Below are 19053 nucleotides of genomic sequence, written 5' to 3' on the forward strand. Positions count from 1 at the left end.
TACCGCGCTTTTCAGCGCAAGCCTGCTGCCCAAGCTATGCTGACAGGCATCGATTAAGCACCCGTCCGATAAAACAACAGTTCGGTCTGTCCCCGCGGGGTCTGACCGGTTAGGAGCCCGATATGAATCCAGCAATTATTCAACGTCAGTGGTGGCACAACGCCGTCGTCTATCAAATTTACCCACGCAGCTTCAATGACAGCAATGGCGACGGCATCGGAGATATACCGGGGATCATTGCCAAGTTGGACCATATTAAGCAGCTCGGCGCGAAGATCATCTGGCTGAGCCCGGTCTTCCAGTCGCCGATGGACGATAACGGTTACGATATTTCCGACTATTGCGCCATCGCGCCCGAATTCGGCACCATGGCCGATATGGACAGATTGATCGCGCAGGCGGCGCAGCGTGGCATCAAGATCGTTATGGATCTGGTGGTTAACCATACCTCCGATCAACACCCTTGGTTTATTGAATCCAAGAGCAGTATCGATAACCCCAAGCGCGACTGGTATATCTGGAAAGATGCCAAGGCCGATGGCTCCGAGCCCAACAACTGGGAATCGTTCTTTACCCCCAAGGCCTGGGAGTTCGACGTCTCGAGTGAGCAGTATTATTTGCATCTGTTTAGCGAGAAGCAGCCCGATCTGAATTGGGCCAACCCGGAAGTACGGGATGCCATCTACCAGATGATGCACTTCTGGCTTAAAAAGGGCCTGGGTGGCTTCCGTATGGATGTGATTAATATGATTGGCAAGCCGGCCGACTATCCGGATGCGAGCATCTTTGATCAGGGCGTGGCCGGTTGGGAGCATTGGGCCAATAACGGCCTGTGTCATCAATATCTGCGCGAAATGCACGATCAGGTCTTGCAGCATTATGACGTGCTGACGGTGGGTGAAACGCCTTTTACCACCCCCTTGGACGGCCAGTTTTACTCCAATCCAGCGCGTAACGAACTGTCGATGATTTTCCATTTTGAACACGTCAGTATCGACCGTGAAGAGCACAACGCCGTTAAAAAGGATTTTAACCTGGTCGAATACAAGGCCATTATGAATAAATGGCAAACGCAACTGCAGGGCAAAGGCTGGAACAGCCTGTACTGGAGCAACCACGATCAGCCGCGGCCAGTCTCCCGCTATGGTGATGACTCCGACGCGTTACGCAACCGCAGCGCCAAGATGCTCGGCACGGTTCTGCATATGATGAGTGGCACACCCTATGTTTATCAGGGTGAAGAGTTGGCCATGACCAATAAGACATTCCACGCCATCGACGAATTTAACGATCTGATGGCCAAATTTCATTATCAGAAGATGATCGCTCGCGGCATCTCTGAAACCCAGGCGATGGACTATCTGAATACCTTTTCGCGCGATCATGCCCGGGTGCCGATGCAATGGAATGCCGAGCAATACGCGGGTTTCAGCACAACGGAGCCTTGGCTGGCGGTAAACCCCAATTACCCTAACATTAATGCTGAGGTGTCTTACGCCGACCCAGACTCGGTTTTCTATCACTACCAAAACCTGATCAAGCTGCGTGAGAGTGAGGCATATGGGGATGTGTTGGTCTACGGCCAATTTGAGTTGATCGATCCCGAAGATGCCGAGGTTTTTGCCTACAGCCGGACCTTCGGCAATAAAAAGATATTGGTGATTGCGAACTTCACCGGCGCGGCACTGACCCGACATTACCAGGCCGCCGTCCAGCAGCAGGTTGTGAATAACTATTCCGATCAGGTTGAACAGGTCCAGTCAGTGCTGCTGCAGCCCTATCAGGCTCTGGTTTTAGATATAAGTTCAGACTGAGGCCGTTGCTCAGCAGCCGTCCCAGCCGCTATTGTTGGGGCTCGGGCGGCACTGCGGACAATCAGGTTTAATGGTACTTTACATTTATCTAATATAAGGTTATTTTCGTGTTTTAACTCACAGACGAGATTGACTCTATGGCCTACACCGAAAAATTCCAACAACTTGCCGACACCGCCCGTGCCTCTGTCCAGGAAGTCACCCCGGCTCAGGTCGATGAATTGATCGCCAGTGGCGCGGTCGCACTGGATATTCGAGATAAGGAAGAGCACGATGCCGATCACATTGATGGCTCGGTGCACATCAGTCGCGGCAAATTGGAAATGAATGTCGAAGGGTTAATTCCGGATCTGACCACCCAGTTACTCTGTTATTGCAATGCCAACAACCGTGGCGCCTTGTCAGCGGCTACCCTGCGCAACATGGGCTATGTCAATGCGCGCTTTATTGCCGGCGGCCTGATCGGCTATCGACAGTTAGGCTGAATACCCGAACCTGAATTAGCTGGCTTTTCGCCAGACAAAAAAACCACGCTCAGGCGTGGTTTTTTTGTGCTTTGTGCTTTGTGCTTTGTGCTTTGTGCTTTGTGCTTTGTGCTTTGTGCATTTGGCGCTGCGGCAGCGCGCTGGACCCAAACCAATCAAGCCTAAGGTCAATTATGTAAGCTTAGCTGGCTCTGGCCCCTAGATATTGCCTTTGGTGCCTTTACCATTAGCCGTCAAGTTGGTTAGTGAAAAGGTCACTGTGATGCTTGCTATCATCTCGAAGCTAAGATTAAACCATATATCGTCTTCATCCGAGTTGGTGTTGGTTGCTAGGGGAATGACATCCAGACTATAGGTTTGTACCCCTCATAGCGAATTCAGCTGGAACCGCAATTTGAAAAAATTCATGCGGGTGCATTGTGAGTAATACAACTTGCCCGGCGAAGAACATGCTAGCTATTTGAACTGGCGCTGGTCTAGGGTTTTAGGCCGTCCTGGAATTAAGGTGTAAGAGTTGTGGAAAGTTGGTAATGCCTGATAACATGCCGTTCTCATAAAAAATCATAAGGATGGGGCAGGCCGTGACAGGTCTAGTGCAATGAGTAGGTGTTTATTTTTTTGACATTTTTGCTTTATTTTTTGGGGCTCTGCGCCAAATTTGGGAAAAAAATAGTATCAGTGGTGGATAAATAGAATATAGGGCGGCTGTTGCAGACTTTACTCAAAGTGCAGGGCATTCGAGCGCTCAGCCATTGTCAAACGGATCTAAGACCTCAGCTACCGACCATCCTTCACTTGTCACCCAGATAGTCTGAAATCAAGCCATAACAAGAACTCTAAACAACTCAAATGGCAAAGTCTCCAGTGTTTTGCAACCAACCGTGAATATTCACTTTCCATCCCTTCGGGTAATTAGTCTGCATTAGGTATGTTGAATTCAGTTCAACCGGTAAAAATAGAGCGAAGGTATGGATATTCCTGCTATAACAAACGACTGTATGGCTGTAGCGCATTCTTCGAGCCGAACTAATGTGAGTTGATTTCGAGTGAAATAAGGCGCTAAAGGTCCTTGAGATCTGGATTAGTCGACCATTAATTGCTGAATTAATGGATAAAATAGCTACGTTATAGGGGTGGATATATTTTTTAGAAGATAGCCTAGTACACTACAAATCATGAGCTGAAAACTTGCTGCTTAGGAGTTCTTGGCCATAAAACATTTTCCTTTATAACAACACTATAAGTGTCACGATAATCCTAGATAGGTGAAATCAATGCACTGCAGGAGATTTACAATGAATAAATTCAAAACTCTAACCGCCGTCGCCATTGTGGCGTGCATGGCTGTAATGCCGAGTATTGCTATGGCTAAGGACTTGGTCGGTATCTCTATGCCAACTAAGTCTTCGGCGCGTTGGATCTCCGATGGCGACAGCATGGTCGGTCAATTTAAGTCAGCTGGTTACAACACTTTGCTGCAATATGCCGATGATGATATCCCTACACAGCTGTCGCAAATTGAAAACATGATTGTGCGTGGTGTTGATGTGTTGGTTATTGCCGCCATCGATGGTACAACACTGTCTACCGCACTCCAGCAAGCTGCAGACCGCGGTATCCAGGTTGTAGCCTATGACCGTTTGATCCGTGACTCAGCCAATGTCGACTATTATGCAACCTTTGATAATTTCCAAGTAGGTGTGTTGCAGGCTGAATATATCGAAAAAGCCTTGGGTTTAGCCGCTGGTAAGGGCCCTTTCAATGTTGAATTGTTTGGTGGTTCACCAGATGATAACAACGCTTACTTCTTCTATAACGGTGCTATGTCTGTATTACAGCCTTACATCGATAAGGGCACTTTGGTCGTACAAAGTGGTCAGGTAGGCATGGATAAGGTTTCTACCTTACGTTGGGATGGCGCAGTGGCCCAAGCTCGCATGGATAACCTGCTAAGCGCTTACTATTCAGGTGGTCGTGTTGATGCGATCTTGTCACCCTATGATGGCTTGAGCATCGGTGTAATTTCATCATTGAAAGGTGTTGGTTATGGCAGTGCGAGTATCCCGATGCCCGTCATTACTGGTCAAGATGCTGAATTGCAGTCTGTTAAGTCAATGATCGCCGGTGAACAAACCTCTACCGTATTCAAAGACACTCGTGAGTTAGCCCGTGTTACCGTCAGCATGGTTGATGCTATCTTCAAGGGTACTACTCCTGAAATCAATGACACCAAGACTTATGATAATGGCGTTAAGGTAATCCCTTCTTACCTGTTGAAGCCAGTCAGCGTTGACGTCTCTAACTGGGAAGACGTGCTGTTAGGCGGTGGTTACTACAAAAAGAGCCAGTTCTAAGAACGGATCCTACCCGGCCGCTCGGTCGGGTTTCTTTTTTGTTCATGGTGTGCATAAAGAGGTTTCCACATGAATGCCATTTTAGAAATGAAAGGCATCAGTAAGGTCTTCCCTGGCGTTAAAGCGCTGGACAATGTGAGTATTTCAGTTAAGCAAGGTGAAATCCACGCTCTGGTCGGGGAAAATGGCGCAGGTAAGTCAACCTTGATGAAAGTATTGAGCGGAGTTCATCCCGCTAGCTCCTATACCGGCGATATAGTGTTTGAAGGCGAAGTCCAATCTTTTGACTCCATCGCTGCCAGTGAAAAGAAAGGCATCATTATTATTCACCAGGAGCTCACGCTGGTGCCACAACTGTCAATTGCCGAGAATATATTCCTGGGCAATGAACAAGATCATCGTGGTGTTATTAATTGGCAAAAAACCTTTAATAAAACCAAGAATTTACTGAAGAAGGTCGGATTATCGGATTCACCCGATACGCTGATTATCGATATAGGTGTGGGTAAGCAACAGTTGGTCGAGATCGCTAAGGCGTTGTCTAAAAACGTCAAGTTGTTAATCCTCGATGAGCCGACGGCCAGCCTCAATGAAAAAGATAGTGATGCCCTCTTGGCGTTGTTGTTAGAATTTAAGGCCCAGGGTATCGCGTCCATCTTGATTTCACACAAGCTCAATGAAATTCGTAAAGTAGCTGATACGGTCACGGTGATCCGTGACGGTGCGTCGGTTAAGACTCTCAATTGTCTGGAGCAACCCATCGAAGAAGCTGAAATTATTCGGCATATGGTGGGTCGGGCACTCGAAGATCGTTTCCCCCTTAAGACATCGACAATCGGCGAAAAAGTTTTTGAAATTAAAAACTGGAATGTCTTCCATCATCAAAATTCTGAGCGGCAGGTGGTTAAAAATGCCAGTCTGAATGTAAGGCGTGGTGAAATTGTGGGTGTCGCAGGCTTGATGGGATCAGGCCGCACAGAGTTGGCCATGAGTGTCTTTGGGCGGTCCTATGGTCAGAAAATATCGGGTCAGGTTTTTTTGCACGACAAAGAGCTGCAATTAAAAAATGTCGGCGCCGCTGTTAAAAGTGGATTGGCCTACGTCACCGAAGACCGTAAGAACTATGGTCTGGTGCTCATGGAGGACATCAAGAAAAACATAACCTTGGCCAATCTCGAACAGGTCTCGAAGCGTGGTGTGATTGATGAAAACCTCGAAGCCAATACAGCCAAGACTTTCCAACGTGACCTAAATATCAAGTGCCCAAGTATTTACCAAAAAACTATCAATCTGTCCGGCGGTAATCAACAGAAGGTTGTTTTATCGAAGTGGCTATTCGCTAATCCGGAAATTCTTATTTTGGATGAACCGACTCGCGGTATTGATGTCGGTGCCAAATACGAGATCTACGGCATTATTGACAGTCTGGCAGCGCAGGGTAAGGGCGTGCTGATGATTTCATCTGAAATGCCGGAGTTGCTGGGTATGTGTGATCGAATTTATGTCATGAACGAAGGCGAAATTATCGCTGAGATGACACGCGAAGAGGCTTCACAAGAAGCTATTATGTCAAAAATCCTACAGGCGGGGAGATAACCCATGTCTAAGCAAACAGTTTCGAGTCCTGAAAAGTCCGACGAAAATCAGCAATCTATGAGTTTCTTGAAAGGCAATATCCGTGAGTTCGGCATGTTAATCGCGCTCGTAGTGATCATGGGCTTTTTTCAGTTTCTAACCCATGGGGTGTTATTGATGCCCCTGAACCTGACTAATCTGATATTGCAAAATAGCTATATCATTATTATGGCTGTGGGCATGTTGTTAGTCATTGTAGGTGGTCATATCGACTTGTCGGTCGGCTCCGTGGTCGGTTTCATTGGCGCCCTGGCGGCCGTCCTGATGGTCAATTATAACTGGCATTACTTCCCGACCGTACTCGTCTGTTTGGTTGCCGGTGGTATTATCGGCGCGGCGCAAGGCTATTGGATCGCTTACTATCGGATTCCCGCCTTTATTGTGACGCTGGCCGGTATGTTAGTGTTCAAAGGCTTAACCCTAGCTTTATTGAATGGTCAGTCGGTGGGTCCATTCCCCGAGGTGTTCCAGAAGCTCAGCTCTGGTTTTATTCCTGACTTCTTTAACTTCGACGGATTCCACATGACATCCTTTATACTCGGTGTCGGTGCCGCGATATTCATGACTATCGCCAGCTACCGCTCGCGCCTTAAGCAACAGGCGCATCAATTGGCAGTCGAACCAATGCAGGTATTTGTAATTAAAAACCTGCTATTGACTGTTGCAGTCAGCTACCTGATTTATCTGTTGTCGACCTATCAAGGCCTGCCTAACGTTCTGATTATTATGGCCCTGCTAATTTGCCTCTATACCTTAATTACCAACAATACCACTATCGGTCGACGCATCTACGCTATTGGCGGTAATGAGAAGGCGGCCATGCTGTCTGGTATCAACACCAAGCGCCTGACGTTTCTGACATTTGTTAATATGGGGGTGTTGGCCGCGTTGGCCGGGCTGGTCTTTGCCGCACGGTTGAATACCGCCACGCCGAAAGCTGGCCTAGCATTCGAATTGGATGTTATTGCGGCGGTCTTTATCGGTGGCGCGTCTATGCAGGGCGGTGTCGGTAAGATTATTGGTGCGGTCATCGGTGCCTTTATTATGGGCGTGATGAATAACGGCATGTCGATCATGGGTGTGGGTATCGATTGGCAGCAAGTAATCAAAGGCTTGGTGTTATTAGCTGCAGTGATCTTTGACGTCCATAACAAGAACAAGTCTGCTTGATGATTTAGTTCCAGATATATAACAAAGCCAGCTCATGCTGGCTTTTTTTGGATGTTTTTTTGAGCTTGGTTACCGATATTAGTGTGCAAGCTTAATTGAACACTACGCTCTAGACTCGGTTTAGCTTTTGTCGCCGGGCCGATCAATTAATGCCCGGCCCATCAACCTAGGTTGGGCCACTCGGCCCGGCAAAGAGACTTTTGGTTGTGCAACCTTGAGTGCACTGGAATGACGACTGCAACAGTAATGCGCCATGGATCAAGGTTTTGAAGGGTTTCTGGACGAATTAGGAATTGCACGAAGCCTCGACGTTCACCTTCCTACAGGCAAAAAAAGGCACCCTAGGGCGCCAAGCTTCTCAACAATAAGTGGGTATGAGGACTCAAGAACTATTGACGAATCCTGCCATTGAAATAGAGGTCGTTATTGCGCAGTTGTTCTTTAAAGGGCCGGATCGTGGTCAGTTCGTCGATGACACAAACTTCGATGCCGGCCATGCTGGCAAACAGTTCCATCATTTCCGGTGTTATCGCCTGACTGTAAGACGAGTGGTGGGCACCGCCGGCTAGAATCCAAGCTTCAGCCGATGTTTCCAGACTCGGTAATGGATTCCACAACGCGTGCGCAACAGGTAAGTTCACCAGTGGCTGCGGCGGTTGTACTGTTTCCAGTTTGTTAACGATCATTCGGAAGCGATTGCCCAGATCGATTGTCGTGACATTGATGGACGGACCGCTCGCTGCAGTAAACTTCAGGCGGGCAATATCTGCTTTGCACCCAATGGTATGGCGATGGACATCGAGGATCGGCTTTTGGTCGGTAATCGATGGGCATACTTCCAGCATATGGGCGCCAAGCACCTGACCATTTTCGCCGAAATGGTAGGTGTAGTCTTCCATAAACGAGGTACCGCCGGTTAAACCCTGGGACATAACCTTCATGATGCGGACCATTGCCGCTGTTTTCCAGTCCCCTTCGCCGCCGTAACCGTAACCCTTTGCCATCAGTCTTTGTGTTGCCAAACCAGGAAGGTTGGACATTCCGGTCAGATCCTCAAAAGTGTTGGTAAATGCGCCGCACTGATGATTGATTAAGAAGCGTTCCAGGCCTAATTCCAGGCGCGCTTCATTTCGCAACATCTCAGCCTTATGGGCATCTTCAGTTAAGGAGAATCCTAAGTTGTAGAGGGTGACGTATTCGTCGACCAGGCTAGCCACATCGGCATCGCTGACCGCATTGATATAAGCCGTTAAGGCGCCCAAGCTGTAGGCATGAACTTCATAACCAAACTGAATTTGGGCGGAAACCTTATTACCCTCGGTCACAGCGACCTGACGCATATTGTCACCAAAGCGGGCGACTTTCAGCGTTTGACACGCAGACCAGGCAGTAGCCACACGGACCCAAGTACCGACACGCTGTTGCACTTTAGCAGTTTGCCAATGCCCCGCGACAACATGGCGGTCGATGCCGAGACGCGTGCCGATAAAACCAAATTCACGACAACCGTGAGCACTCTGGTTAAGGTTCATAAAATTCATATCAATTTCATGCCATGGTAATTCAACATTAAATTGTGTGTGCAGGTGCATCCAGGGCTTTTGCAATTTCAATAACCCATCGATCCACATCTTCGACGGTGAAAAGGTGTGCATCCAGAAAATAATGCCGATGCAGGAATCGTCCATATTGGCTTCCTGGCACATCCGGGTAATTTCTGACGGTGTCGTCACAGTGGGCTTGAACACGACTTCGGTACTGATGTGCTCACTGTTCGACAGACCCAGCGCAATCTCCTGGCTGTTGACATTGACCTGATTTAGTACCTTTTCACCGTAAAGGTGTTGTGAGCCGGTAACAAACCAGACCTTGGCATTTGGTTCAATTGACATGATAACTCCTACTAAAACAGATTTAGGGTGTTCAGCATTTCGCTTGAAAATTGGCCCGTGCCTAAAGTCTTGATAATAGACGGACCGAACCTTCGAATAATATTAATAGTGGCGCTTGAGCATCGATTAATAAATGGCGAATCCGAACTACTTTATGGACAATCATGTCTCTTTCAGTGCCTACATATCGGGTGTTGAGTTTTATAAATGCGTTTGGCGGAAATCACGCGGACTTACGCCCAGGTTCTTCTTAAAGACCCTGGAAAAGTAGAGCGCATCCTGATAACCCAGATAACCGGAAATCTGATTAACAGCCAGGTCTGTGGTGATTAACAATTGGCGCGCCAGGCTGATTCGCTGATCTTCAATCCACTGCCGTACGGATACTCCTAATTGCTTCTTAAACAGGTGCGAGAAGCGTGAATTGGACATGCAGGCGACGCGCGAGAGTTCCTCAACAGAAAGCTCCTTGGAGAGGTTCTCATTAATAAATTGGCAGACGCGTAAGATCCGATGATCAACCGGCAATTTTGGGCGGGCGTTGTCGTATTCCCGACAGCGAATGAGGACCTGCTCTAGTAAATTCAAACTCAGTTCTTCGGCGACAATCGAGTGCGTTTTGCAACTTTGATCGATGGACTGAAATAACGGCTCAATGATCGGTAAGGCCTCGCATGTTTTGCACTCTTCTAAGTCAAGAAAGCCGACGCCATTATGGGTTTTAGTCCACTTCAGCCAATCCATCCAGGTCGCCCGAGGTCTAAAATAGACCCAGCGATGGTACCAGTTGTGAAAATCCGGATGCCGGCCGTAATCGTGTTTGGTCCCGGCCGGGATTAACATCAGATTACCGGATCGGACAGTCTGCTCCTGCGGCGTACCCGGAAATACCAGGCCGGCACCAGATACCGTTAGATTGAGGATAATACCCTTCAGGCCTTTAGGCCGGTCAATCCAAAAATCGAGCTCATCACCCTTCACTATCGGTGTGATGCCCGAAACGAGATGCGCATTAAAGGGATACCCTGGTTTAAGAGGGTCTAAATTTTCGTCTGTCATCGCTTGCGTCTTATTGTTGTCGATGTCCAGTTAATATATCCATGTTTATAGGAAAAGTCTTGTTTCTGATCTAACTAACAGGAAAATGGCTTTATTTTAAATAACCATATTAAAATCAACCACTTATGCTTATTTTGTGCTTATGTTAGCAAAAGCTTTCGATAATGTGGCGACGATAATTAATATAAATAGCACAATTATCTATAACGATAAGATCCATACATAGGCAAAGTAACAGGGATTCGTAAAACAACTACAAAAGGAAGATATTAGATGACCACACAGTATGTCGCAGGCATAGACTTTGGCACCGATTCGGTTCGCTGGTTAGTGGTTAACGCAGTGACCGGCGAAGAGGTTGGTGAGGCCGTTAGTTATTTCCAGCAATGGGCCAAAGGTGAGTTCTGTAAACCAGAAATACAACAGTACCGCCAACACCCAGCCGATATTTTAGCGGCAATGACCGAGGCAGCCGTTTCCCTCAAAGCGGAAGTGGGTGACGCCGTGTTTGCCGGCATTCGCGCCATCGGCATAGACACCACCGGTTCGACCCCGATAGCGATCGACCGCTATGGCATGGCCCTAGCGTTGCGCGATGAATTTAAAACCGATCCAGATGCTATGTTTATCCTCTGGAAGGACCATACTTCGATCGATGAAGCAGAAGAAATCACCCTGGCGGCGAAAAATTGGTCGACCGACTTTACCCGCTTTGTCGGCGGCAGTTATTCCTCTGAGTGGTATTGGGCAAAGTTGTTGCGGGTCATCCGCCGTAACCCTCAGGTGACCAAGTCGTTACATAGTTTTGTCGAAATGTGTGATTGGATTCCAGCTGTTTTGACCGGCACCACCTCACCTAAATTTCTCAAGCGGTCACGTTGTGCCAGTGGCCACAAACTGTTGTGGAACGAAATTTGGGGCGGTTTACCGGAAAATAAATTTTTTGCCACACTTGATCTCAAATTGTCAGCGGTTAAGGATAATATTGGTGATACCACCTATACCAGCGATCAGTCCGTCGGCCGGGTCAATAGCGAATGGGCCGCCAACCTGGGTCTAAGTGATGACGTCGTCGTTGCGGTCGGTGCGTTTGACAGTCATTTGGGAGCGGTCGGTGCAGGGGCGCAAGATAACGAACTGGTTAAGGTCATCGGCACCAGCACTTGCGACATTGTGACGGCAACCTATAGCAGTTTGGGTGACCGTTGCATTGATGGTATTTGCGGTCAGGTCGACGGCTCGGTTGTCCCGGGCAAGATCGGTTTGGAAGCCGGACAGTCTGCCTTCGGTGACTACTATGCCTGGTTTAAAAACTTACTGATGTGGCCGGTGCTCAATGCCGATCTGCCGGCTACTACTGTCGAGAGTATCGAAAAGGCGCTGTTGAGCAAGCTTGGTGTGGCGCTGGAAAACTACCAGATTAACGAGAGTAAGCCGGTTGCGTTGGACTGGATTAATGGCCGTCGTACACCGCATGCCAACCAACGGCTTAAGGCTGCATTTTTTAATATGGACCTCAGCACTCAGACCCTGGACCTGTTCCACGCTGTTGTTGAATCTACCGCCTTCGGTGCAAAAAAAATAAACGAGTGTTTTGAAGAGCAAGGCGTTGCCATCAATAAGGTGATTGCCATCGGCGGTATTTCGAAAAAGTCGCCAGCGGTGATGCAATTGTGTGCCGATGTCTTAAACAAACCTATCGAAGTGAAGGCTTCCGAACAGTGTTGCGCCCTGGGGGCAGCCATCTGTAGCGCAGTCGCCGCCGGACTGTATCCGACTATTGAACAGGCCCAGCTGAATCTGGCCAGTAAAACCGAAAAGCTTTACGAACCTCGCAGGGCCACCAGTGATGTTTATCAGCAGCGCTATCAGCAATATCTGCAACAGGCTGCGTTGGTTGAAGCACAAGTGGTGGCCAGCCATAACCAAGGGCAGGGCAAGTAGATGTTAGTGATGGCATTAAGAACCGCCGTATACGAGGCTAATATGGCTTTGCAGCAATACGGTTTGGTGACATTTACCTGGGGCAATGTCAGCGGTATCGACCGTGAGTTGGGCCTGGTCGTGATCAAACCCAGTGGTGTGGCCTACGCCGATTTGTCGCCGGAAAATATGGTTGTGTTGAATCTCTCCGGTGACGTGCTTGAAGGTGGCCTAAAGCCTTCTTCGGATACGGCAACGCATCTGGTCTTGTACCAAAACTGTCCCGCTATTGGCGGTGTGGTGCATACTCACTCTGCTGCGGCTACCGCCTGGGCCCAAGCCGGTGCCGCGATACCGGCACTGGGCACGACCCATGCCGACTATTTTTTCGGCGATATACCCTGCGCACGTGCCCTGACCGATGCCGAAATTGCTACCGACTATGAAAGAAATACCGGTCTGGTCATGCTTGAGCATCTAACTGTCGACGACGTCTTGGCCATTCCTGGTATGTTGGTGCGCGAGCATGCGCCCTTCGCCTGGGGCGAAACGCCCAAGAATGCTGTACACAATGCCGTGGTGATCGAAGAGGTGGCAAAAATGGCGCTGAACACCCTGTTGATTAATCCCAATGTCCGGCGCATTAATCAAGCGCTACTGAATAAACATTATCTGCGTAAACATGGCAAGAATGCTTATTACGGGCAGACGAGCTCTAAACCTTCGGAGAAGTGAAAGATTAATATGGCCTACCTTTTAGAACAGTTAAAAGAATTATCGACAGTGGTTGCCGACACCGGTGACTTTTCCCTAATCCGCCAGTATCAGCCTCGAGATGTGACCACCAACCCTTCGTTGATCCTAAAAGTCGCCCAGATGGCGGACTATCAGTCGCTCGTGCAATCAGCTGTCGCCGCCGCTCGTCTAGAAAACCCGGACGACTGGCAAGACGACGCCATCGATCGCATCTCGGTCGCCTTTGGCGTCGAGCTAAGCAAACTGGTTTCGGGCGTAGTATCAACCGAAGTCGCCGCAGTATTGTCCTTCGATACCCCGGCCATGATCGCCAAAGCCCGACAGCTGATTGCCCTTTATGCGCAACATGGCGTGGCAAAAGAACGCGTGCTCATTAAGCTGGCCTCAACCTGGGAAGGTATTCAAGCGGCTAAAAAATTGGAGCAGGAAGGCATTCGTTGTAACCTTACCCTAGTGTTCAATCTGGTGCAGGCAGTTGCGGCAGCAGAAGCCGGCGTCTATTTGATTTCACCCTTTGTCGGCCGTATCTATGACTGGTACCAGCAGCGTGGCGGTGCTGACTTTGCCACACAAGCCGACCCAGGTGTTGCGTCGGTACAGCAGATTTACCACTATTTCAAAAGTCACAAATACCCAACAGTGGTAATGGCCGCCAGTTTTCGTTCGATTAAACAGATCACCGATCTGTCTGGCTGTGATCGACTGACAATCAGCCCTGCCCTGTTACAAGAACTGGGTCAGATTGAAGGTCATTTAACCTGCGCGCTGAGCGACCAAAGCATTCAATCTCCAGCGACCATCGACAGCTCCGAAGCCGCTTTCCGATTGGCTATGAATAACGACGAAATGGCCCATGAAAAACTGGCCGAAGGCATCCGTCAGTTTGATAAGGACTACAAAACCCTAAGTATAATGATTCGGACTTTGTAAAAAAGCCTGCAACAGCCGAGTCATTACCTGAGACCGCAAAGCGAGTGAGGGCTCGGCGGTCCTCAGACAAGCCCCGAATAAACTCGCCTCGCTCCCATACTCCAAACTAATCCTTTATGAATTGGACACACTTTTAATTTAGTTTTACCCCGAAGTTGTAAATGAAAGGGCTTGTCCCAACAGGGATACCTTGCCGGCGGCCTGATCGGCTATCGCAAGCTGGGTTAAAGTCATCGGCCTGAACGCAGTTTTTATCAGGCAGTCGCGTGAACTGCCTGACGATTCAATTTGCAGCCTTGCCCGTGCCCCCAAATCCCTTTACCTACCAGAAGATGCCCTCGGTAATTTGGGCCTCTAAGTTTGTGTCCTCATTATCAGACGATCGGTCATACCGGCACCGAGCCACATAAACAGCAGCGCAGTCCAGGATGTCAGTGACAGCACGGCACCACCGGTGACCCCAGCACCGACCGCACAGCCCCCCGCCAACATGCCACCGAAGCCCATCAGGGGTGCGCCGATGAGATAGCGAATCATACCGGTGTCAGCGGTAAAGGCTTCCAGCTGGAATTCCTTGGTTACAAGCGACGCCAGCATGGACCCCAGAAAAACGCCCGGTACCAGTCCGGTCCCGAAGTTAAGCGGAAGAGTCGGCGAGGTAATCACGGCCATCAGGGTATCGGCGGAAGGGCCAGTGAAGGTGACCGATTGGATCTTGACGATTTCATACGACCAAGAGGCATGCCAGCTGGTCATCAACCAGCCCAGCGCAATTGAACATCCGGTGAGCACCGAATAGCCGATCACCTTGGTAGAGAGGCGATTGCGTAGGGTAATCAAAATGCTAAATGCCATAAGCAGCAGCGAAACCATAAACGGCGCACCATTGGGCAGATAAAAGGCTAGATTTCGGACATTGCCGGAAATAAGCCACCAAGCAGTAATCCATTCGCGCAGCGGTGATAATATGCCGGTATAGGCCGCTTGCGCGATAATGGTGACTATTAGGCCGGTGGTTAGGGCGCGCATATTCCCGGTCGCCGACAGCACCAGCAGTCGGCTGGCACAGCCTCGGGCTAAAATCATGCCTGCGCCAAACATCAGGCCGCCCACGATCGCGCCGGAAAGCGACCCAGTACCGGTGAGTTGGCGGATCGAATCGGGCGATAGAGTGCCGAGACTGAACTGCAACTGGGTCAATACCAGGGCGGTTGAAAAGACCAGCAACCAAATGGCGACCTTAGGACCCAGGTGAGCATGCCAAAACTCGATGGTAGCAGCACGCAGACAAAATCGGCTCTGTTGCGCCGCGACACCAAATAGCAATCCAACGATGACACCAGTCAGAATTAGGAGGTTATCGTCCCCGAGCTGTTCCAGAAAGTCAGTCATCTAAGGGCCCTGTGCGAGGATGCGAACGGTTAATGCGAAGGACCAATATAGCACGTATATTATTATTTACTTATTTAGCGGGGGCGAATATTCGGATGCACGGCTGGGGTCCGTGTTTTTAGGACTAGGTGACATAAAAAAGGCGCCCATTCAGGCGCCTTTATTTATAACTACAAACCGCAGTCGCACTGGGCGATCGGGGCGCTTTATTGGTTGCGGTATTGCCGTTCTAGTACCACGGTAACAGCCAAAATAACCAATAAAAACAAGCCTGGAACCGCATTGGCTATCGGATCACCACTGAGTATATGCGACGCTACGGCACCCACTAACGCCACTGAGAAACCTGCATAACCCCATTGGCGCAGCGTATCGGAGACCGGCTGGAGTATTGCAGCGATGCCAATCAGATAGGCGACGCCGAGTATGGTCATTAAAAACAGTGGGTATCCCATGGCATCAAACGATTGCACCAGGGCTGGATTGGTTGTCAGCTTGGCCATTGCGGTCGCCGCCATGGCCAGTGAAAACAGTCCACTGAGCGCATAGAAGCTTATTTTAATTTTGTTCATAGTTTGAATCCTTATTAGGTTAGCTCCAGCTTATCTATTTTAAATTAGCAGTGATACGATAGTTAATGCAAAGTTAAATTGCATAATTGCAATATTTCTACCTAGAGGTACTGGATATGGACTGGAATGATTTAAAATATCTCATCGCAGTAGCCGACTCCGGTTCGCTTAAGGCCGCGGCCAAACATCTGGGCGTAAATCATACGACGGTGTGGCGGAAAATGCAGAGCCTGGAGGAACACTTAGATTGCCAGTTGTTCACGTCGAGCCGCAGCGGTTATCTGTTAACCGAGCCGGGTGAGGCCATCTTAGCCGACGCTCGGAGAATGGCCTCGTTGGTGGGCAGCATACATTTTCAGTCTCAGGCACGGCTCACCGAAATACGTGGCCTGATTCGCATCACGGCACCGGGTGAAATCGCCTTTGAGTTACTGCCCTCGATTATCGCCGAATTTCAGTTGAGCTATCCGAAGGTTGAGTTTGAAATTTTGGAAGATGTTCGCTCATTGAATATTTCCAATCGTGAAGCCGATATCGCAATTCGGGCCAGCTCGGCAGTACCCGACAACCTGATAGGCCGCAAAATTCGCGACGTGCATTGGGGTCTCTTTGCCAGTCAGGAATTTATTCAGACGCATAATATTAATTTCGAATCAGGAGATTATGTGTTTGATGGACTGCCGGTTATACCCTATCGGCTGTTCGCTTCACCGGCGGCGCGCTGGTTTAATGAAAAGACATTGAATAACCCGCGGCCGGTTGCAACCAACCGGATCATCGGTGCTTACCAGTGTGCCCTGCAGCATTTGGGTATTGCTTTGCTGCCAGAGTTACGCTCTGAGCCGCTGCAGGAACTCTATCGATTACCGGCCCAGTTTAATTCCCAGGTCTGGTTGCTCGCCAATAAGGACTTGCGCAATACCATCCGAATTAAAACTTTTTGGGATTTTTTGCAAACCCGACTGGTGGACTATTTTCCCGACACCCCCTAATGGCCGAGACCCGATGCAGTAGCCGCCTAGCCGGTTATTATGTGTCGCTTGTTAGGCACTGGTTTTCTTGCGCGCACGTTTCTTTTTACCGAATACCTTAGCCGTCCCCAGTCCTTTCAATTGCGTCGGCACCACACTGCGACTGGCCAATGTCATAGCTTGCAATTGTTCAGTCAAGGGGTCCATTAGGGCCTGGTATTGGCCACGCCCCTCGGCGATGGCGGTGAGTTGGGCCTCCCACTGTGCCGTCATATCGGGTGTCGTCGCGACATCGGGCAAGGCGGTGATAAAGATACGCCCGGTATCGGTGGCAACAATGCTCTTGCCCTGGCGCAGCAGAAAACCGCGCTTAAACAACAGCTCGATGATGCCGGCGCGTGTGGCTTCGGTGCCTAAGCCATCGGTATCCTTAAGAATCTTGCGTACCGCCGGATCGCTGACGTGTGCTCCGATCCCAGTCATGGCCGCCAGCAGTGTGGCGTCGCTGTAGGGCTTGGGCGCACTGGTGGCCTTCTCCAGCAGATCGGCCTGCAGCGAGCTCAGCAGCTGCCCCTTGGTCAGGTTGGGCAACAGCTGGTCAGCGTCCTCAGCCGGATCGCCAGCCTTGGCCGAACGCTTCGGAAACAGCTGCTTCCAGCCCTCAACCTTGGGTTCTATCGCCTTGGCGATAAAGCTACCGGCCGCAATGCTGACCTCAACCTCGGTGCTGGCAAATTCATAGGGCGCCATAAACTGGATCAAATAGTTACGACTGACCAGGCCATAGACCTGACCCTGTGCCTTACTGAGGCCGCTGTGTCGTTTCAGTGTTGGGATGATGGCGTGGTGGGCGCTGACCTTGGTGTCGTTCCAGGCGCGAGATTTTTGCTGCAAATTAAGCGGCAGGGTGGCAATGGCCTGGCCGTTGAGCTGGCCCAGGTTGTGCTCGATGGCGGCCACCACGGTGGCCGCCTGGCTGTGATGCTCGGTGGGCAGAAAGCGACAGTCCGAGCGCGGATAGGTGATCAGCTGGTATTTTTCGTACAACTCTTGGCAAATATCCAAGGTTTGTTGTGCGCTCAGGCCGAAGGCCTTGCTGGCATCGATCTGCAGAGTCGACAGACTATAGGGCAGCGCCGCAGACTGCTTTTTATGCTCGCGTTGCAGTCGACTCACGGTGCCAGTTTGGCCACTGATCCGGCGCGCAACATTGTCGGCTAACGCGCGCGACAAATTGCGCCCTTGCTCATCGAGATAGGGCTGGCAGGCCGCGCTCGGTTGCCATTTGGCCTTGAAGCGTTCGCCGGTTGCTGTTGCCAATTGGGCCCAGACTTCATAAAAGGGATGGCTGACAAAGGCTGCTATCGCCAGATCGCGTCGGACCACCAAACCCAAGACTGGAGTCTGCACCCGCCCGACCGACAACACCCCCTTATAGCCGACTTGCTGACCTTGCAGCGTATAGGCGCGGGTTAGGTTGATGCCATAGAGCCAGTCGGCTCGGGAGCGCGCCAGGGCGGAGGTCGACAGGGGGATAAAGTCTTGATTGCGGCGTAAGTTGGCTACCGCCTGACTGACCGCGGCTGGATTGAGATCATTGATCAGGCAGCGCTGAACCGCAGCTTTTTTATCGCCCTTGACGCCTAAAAAGTTGATCAGTTCATCGACCAATAACTGGCCTTCTCGGTCTGGGTCGCCGGCATGCACCAGTGAACTGGCCTGTTTAACCAGGCTGCGTAAGACGCCCAGTTGCTTGCTGGTGTTGCGTTTTGGCGTCAGCAACCACTTTTCAGGAATGATCGGCAGATGCTCATGCGACCACTTCTTAAAGGCTGGGTTATAGGCCTCAGGCGCCTGCAACTCGAGCAGGTGACCGATGCACCAGCTGACCGTATCGCCATTGGCGGCGGTAACAAAGCCCTCACCTTTTTTCAGAGGCTTGGGCAGGACCTCGGCAATGGCTCGGCCCAGGCTGGGTTTTTCCGCAATAAAGAGACGCATCAGAGGCTAAACCGCAACTAATTAACTGTATTTATATACAGTAATCTATTGTCGCGCCTTTTTGAAGGCCTGAATCTCTTATCAGGCACAATTTGCGCC

General features: G+C 50.1%; 14 protein-coding genes. 9 read left to right on the plus strand and 5 right to left on the minus strand.

What is annotated here, in order from left to right; genetic code table 11:
• Positions 1-122: 122 nt before the first annotated feature.
• From REIFOR_RS03945 to mmsB, 5 genes are all read left to right on the plus strand, one after another.
• Positions 123-1814 (plus strand): glycoside hydrolase family 13 protein, encoded by a 1692-nt coding sequence (locus REIFOR_RS03945; protein ID WP_100256327.1) that lies wholly within the window; start codon positions 123-125, stop codon positions 1812-1814.
• Positions 1815-1951: 137 nt separating this feature from the next.
• Positions 1952-2299, plus strand: coding sequence for a rhodanese-like domain-containing protein (locus REIFOR_RS03950; protein WP_100256328.1), 348 nt, complete (start codon positions 1952-1954; stop codon positions 2297-2299).
• 1295 nt (positions 2300-3594) lie between these two features.
• Positions 3595-4653 (plus strand): multiple monosaccharide ABC transporter substrate-binding protein, encoded by a 1059-nt coding sequence (chvE, locus tag REIFOR_RS03955; protein WP_100256329.1) that lies wholly within the window; start codon positions 3595-3597, stop codon positions 4651-4653.
• A gap of 69 nt (positions 4654-4722) precedes the next feature.
• Positions 4723-6249: a multiple monosaccharide ABC transporter ATP-binding protein gene (gene mmsA, locus REIFOR_RS03960; protein WP_100256330.1), complete on the plus strand. Its 1527-nt coding sequence runs from the start codon at positions 4723-4725 to the stop codon at positions 6247-6249.
• 3 nt (positions 6250-6252) lie between these two features.
• The gene (gene mmsB / locus REIFOR_RS03965) at positions 6253-7458 is read left to right on the plus strand and encodes a multiple monosaccharide ABC transporter permease (RefSeq protein WP_100256331.1); all 1206 of its coding nucleotides are present in this window, start codon (positions 6253-6255) and stop codon (positions 7456-7458) included.
• 389 nt (positions 7459-7847) lie between these two features.
• On the opposite strand, the gene araA is transcribed toward mmsB, so the two are convergent.
• Positions 7848-9350 (minus strand): L-arabinose isomerase, encoded by a 1503-nt coding sequence (gene araA, locus REIFOR_RS03970; protein ID WP_100256332.1) that lies wholly within the window; start codon positions 9348-9350, stop codon positions 7848-7850.
• 201 nt (positions 9351-9551) lie between these two features.
• Entirely contained in the window at positions 9552-10409 is an 858-nt protein-coding gene (araC, locus tag REIFOR_RS03975) for an arabinose operon transcriptional regulator AraC (RefSeq protein WP_100256333.1), read from the minus strand.
• A 273-nt stretch (positions 10410-10682) separates the two neighbouring features.
• On the opposite strand from araC, the gene REIFOR_RS03980 reads away from it, so the two are divergent.
• Genes REIFOR_RS03980 through tal form a run of 3 tightly spaced genes read left to right on the plus strand, consistent with a single transcriptional unit; the run spans position 10683 to position 14018 of the window.
• Positions 10683-12353, plus strand: a complete 1671-nt coding sequence (locus REIFOR_RS03980; protein WP_100256334.1) for a ribulokinase — start codon at positions 10683-10685, stop codon at positions 12351-12353.
• Between the two features lie 9 nt (positions 12354-12362).
• Positions 12363-13067 carry an L-ribulose-5-phosphate 4-epimerase gene (locus REIFOR_RS03985; RefSeq protein WP_319418070.1) on the plus strand — a complete coding sequence of 235 codons (705 nt, stop codon included), beginning with the start codon at positions 12363-12365 and terminating at the stop codon, positions 13065-13067.
• Between the two features lie 9 nt (positions 13068-13076).
• Positions 13077-14018, plus strand: coding sequence for a transaldolase (gene tal, locus REIFOR_RS03990; protein ID WP_100256336.1), 942 nt, complete (start codon positions 13077-13079; stop codon positions 14016-14018).
• Positions 14019-14372: 354 nt separating this feature from the next.
• Here the strand turns inward: tal and REIFOR_RS03995 are convergent, their stop codons facing one another.
• Both REIFOR_RS03995 and REIFOR_RS04000 read right to left on the minus strand, forming a co-directional pair.
• Positions 14373-15410 carry a YeeE/YedE family protein gene (locus REIFOR_RS03995; protein ID WP_100256337.1) on the minus strand — a complete coding sequence of 346 codons (1038 nt, stop codon included), beginning with the start codon at positions 15408-15410 and terminating at the stop codon, positions 14373-14375.
• A 206-nt stretch (positions 15411-15616) separates the two neighbouring features.
• Positions 15617-15982 carry a DoxX family protein gene (locus REIFOR_RS04000; protein WP_100256338.1) on the minus strand — a complete coding sequence of 122 codons (366 nt, stop codon included), beginning with the start codon at positions 15980-15982 and terminating at the stop codon, positions 15617-15619.
• Positions 15983-16098: 116 nt separating this feature from the next.
• Here REIFOR_RS04000 and REIFOR_RS04005 point away from each other — a divergent pair, with 116 nt between their 5' ends.
• Entirely contained in the window at positions 16099-16974 is an 876-nt protein-coding gene (locus REIFOR_RS04005; RefSeq protein ID WP_100256339.1) for a LysR family transcriptional regulator, read from the plus strand.
• A 51-nt stretch (positions 16975-17025) separates the two neighbouring features.
• On the opposite strand, the gene REIFOR_RS04010 is transcribed toward REIFOR_RS04005, so the two are convergent.
• Complete coding sequence (locus REIFOR_RS04010) at positions 17026-18954, minus strand: DNA topoisomerase III (protein WP_100256340.1); 1929 nt, start codon at positions 18952-18954, stop codon at positions 17026-17028.
• Positions 18955-19053 lie beyond the last annotated feature (99 nt).

It is taken from the genome of Reinekea forsetii (assembly GCF_002795845.1).
GTDB classification, from domain to species: domain Bacteria; phylum Pseudomonadota; class Gammaproteobacteria; order Pseudomonadales; family Natronospirillaceae; genus Reinekea; species Reinekea forsetii.

What these genes read in the sequence shown, in the direction of transcription:
- REIFOR_RS03995 (WP_100256337.1), bottom strand. Translation starts at nt 15,410, where the DNA reads ATGACTGACTTTCTGGAACAGCTCGGGGACGATAACCTCCTAATTCTG.
- chvE (WP_100256329.1), top strand. Translation starts at nt 3,595, where the DNA reads ATGAATAAATTCAAAACTCTAACCGCCGTCGCCATTGTGGCGTGCATG.
- mmsB (WP_100256331.1), top strand. Translation starts at nt 6,253, where the DNA reads ATGTCTAAGCAAACAGTTTCGAGTCCTGAAAAGTCCGACGAAAATCAG.
- tal (WP_100256336.1), top strand. Translation starts at nt 13,077, where the DNA reads ATGGCCTACCTTTTAGAACAGTTAAAAGAATTATCGACAGTGGTTGCC.
- REIFOR_RS03945 (WP_100256327.1), top strand. Translation starts at nt 123, where the DNA reads ATGAATCCAGCAATTATTCAACGTCAGTGGTGGCACAACGCCGTCGTC.
- mmsA (WP_100256330.1), top strand. Translation starts at nt 4,723, where the DNA reads ATGAATGCCATTTTAGAAATGAAAGGCATCAGTAAGGTCTTCCCTGGC.
- araC (WP_100256333.1), bottom strand. Translation starts at nt 10,409, where the DNA reads ATGACAGACGAAAATTTAGACCCTCTTAAACCAGGGTATCCCTTTAAT.
- REIFOR_RS03980 (WP_100256334.1), top strand. Translation starts at nt 10,683, where the DNA reads ATGACCACACAGTATGTCGCAGGCATAGACTTTGGCACCGATTCGGTT.
- REIFOR_RS04000 (WP_100256338.1), bottom strand. Translation starts at nt 15,982, where the DNA reads ATGAACAAAATTAAAATAAGCTTCTATGCGCTCAGTGGACTGTTTTCA.
- REIFOR_RS03950 (WP_100256328.1), top strand. Translation starts at nt 1,952, where the DNA reads ATGGCCTACACCGAAAAATTCCAACAACTTGCCGACACCGCCCGTGCC.
- REIFOR_RS03985 (WP_319418070.1), top strand. Translation starts at nt 12,363, where the DNA reads ATGGCATTAAGAACCGCCGTATACGAGGCTAATATGGCTTTGCAGCAA.
- REIFOR_RS04010 (WP_100256340.1), bottom strand. Translation starts at nt 18,954, where the DNA reads ATGCGTCTCTTTATTGCGGAAAAACCCAGCCTGGGCCGAGCCATTGCC.
- REIFOR_RS04005 (WP_100256339.1), top strand. Translation starts at nt 16,099, where the DNA reads ATGGACTGGAATGATTTAAAATATCTCATCGCAGTAGCCGACTCCGGT.
- araA (WP_100256332.1), bottom strand. Translation starts at nt 9,350, where the DNA reads ATGTCAATTGAACCAAATGCCAAGGTCTGGTTTGTTACCGGCTCACAA.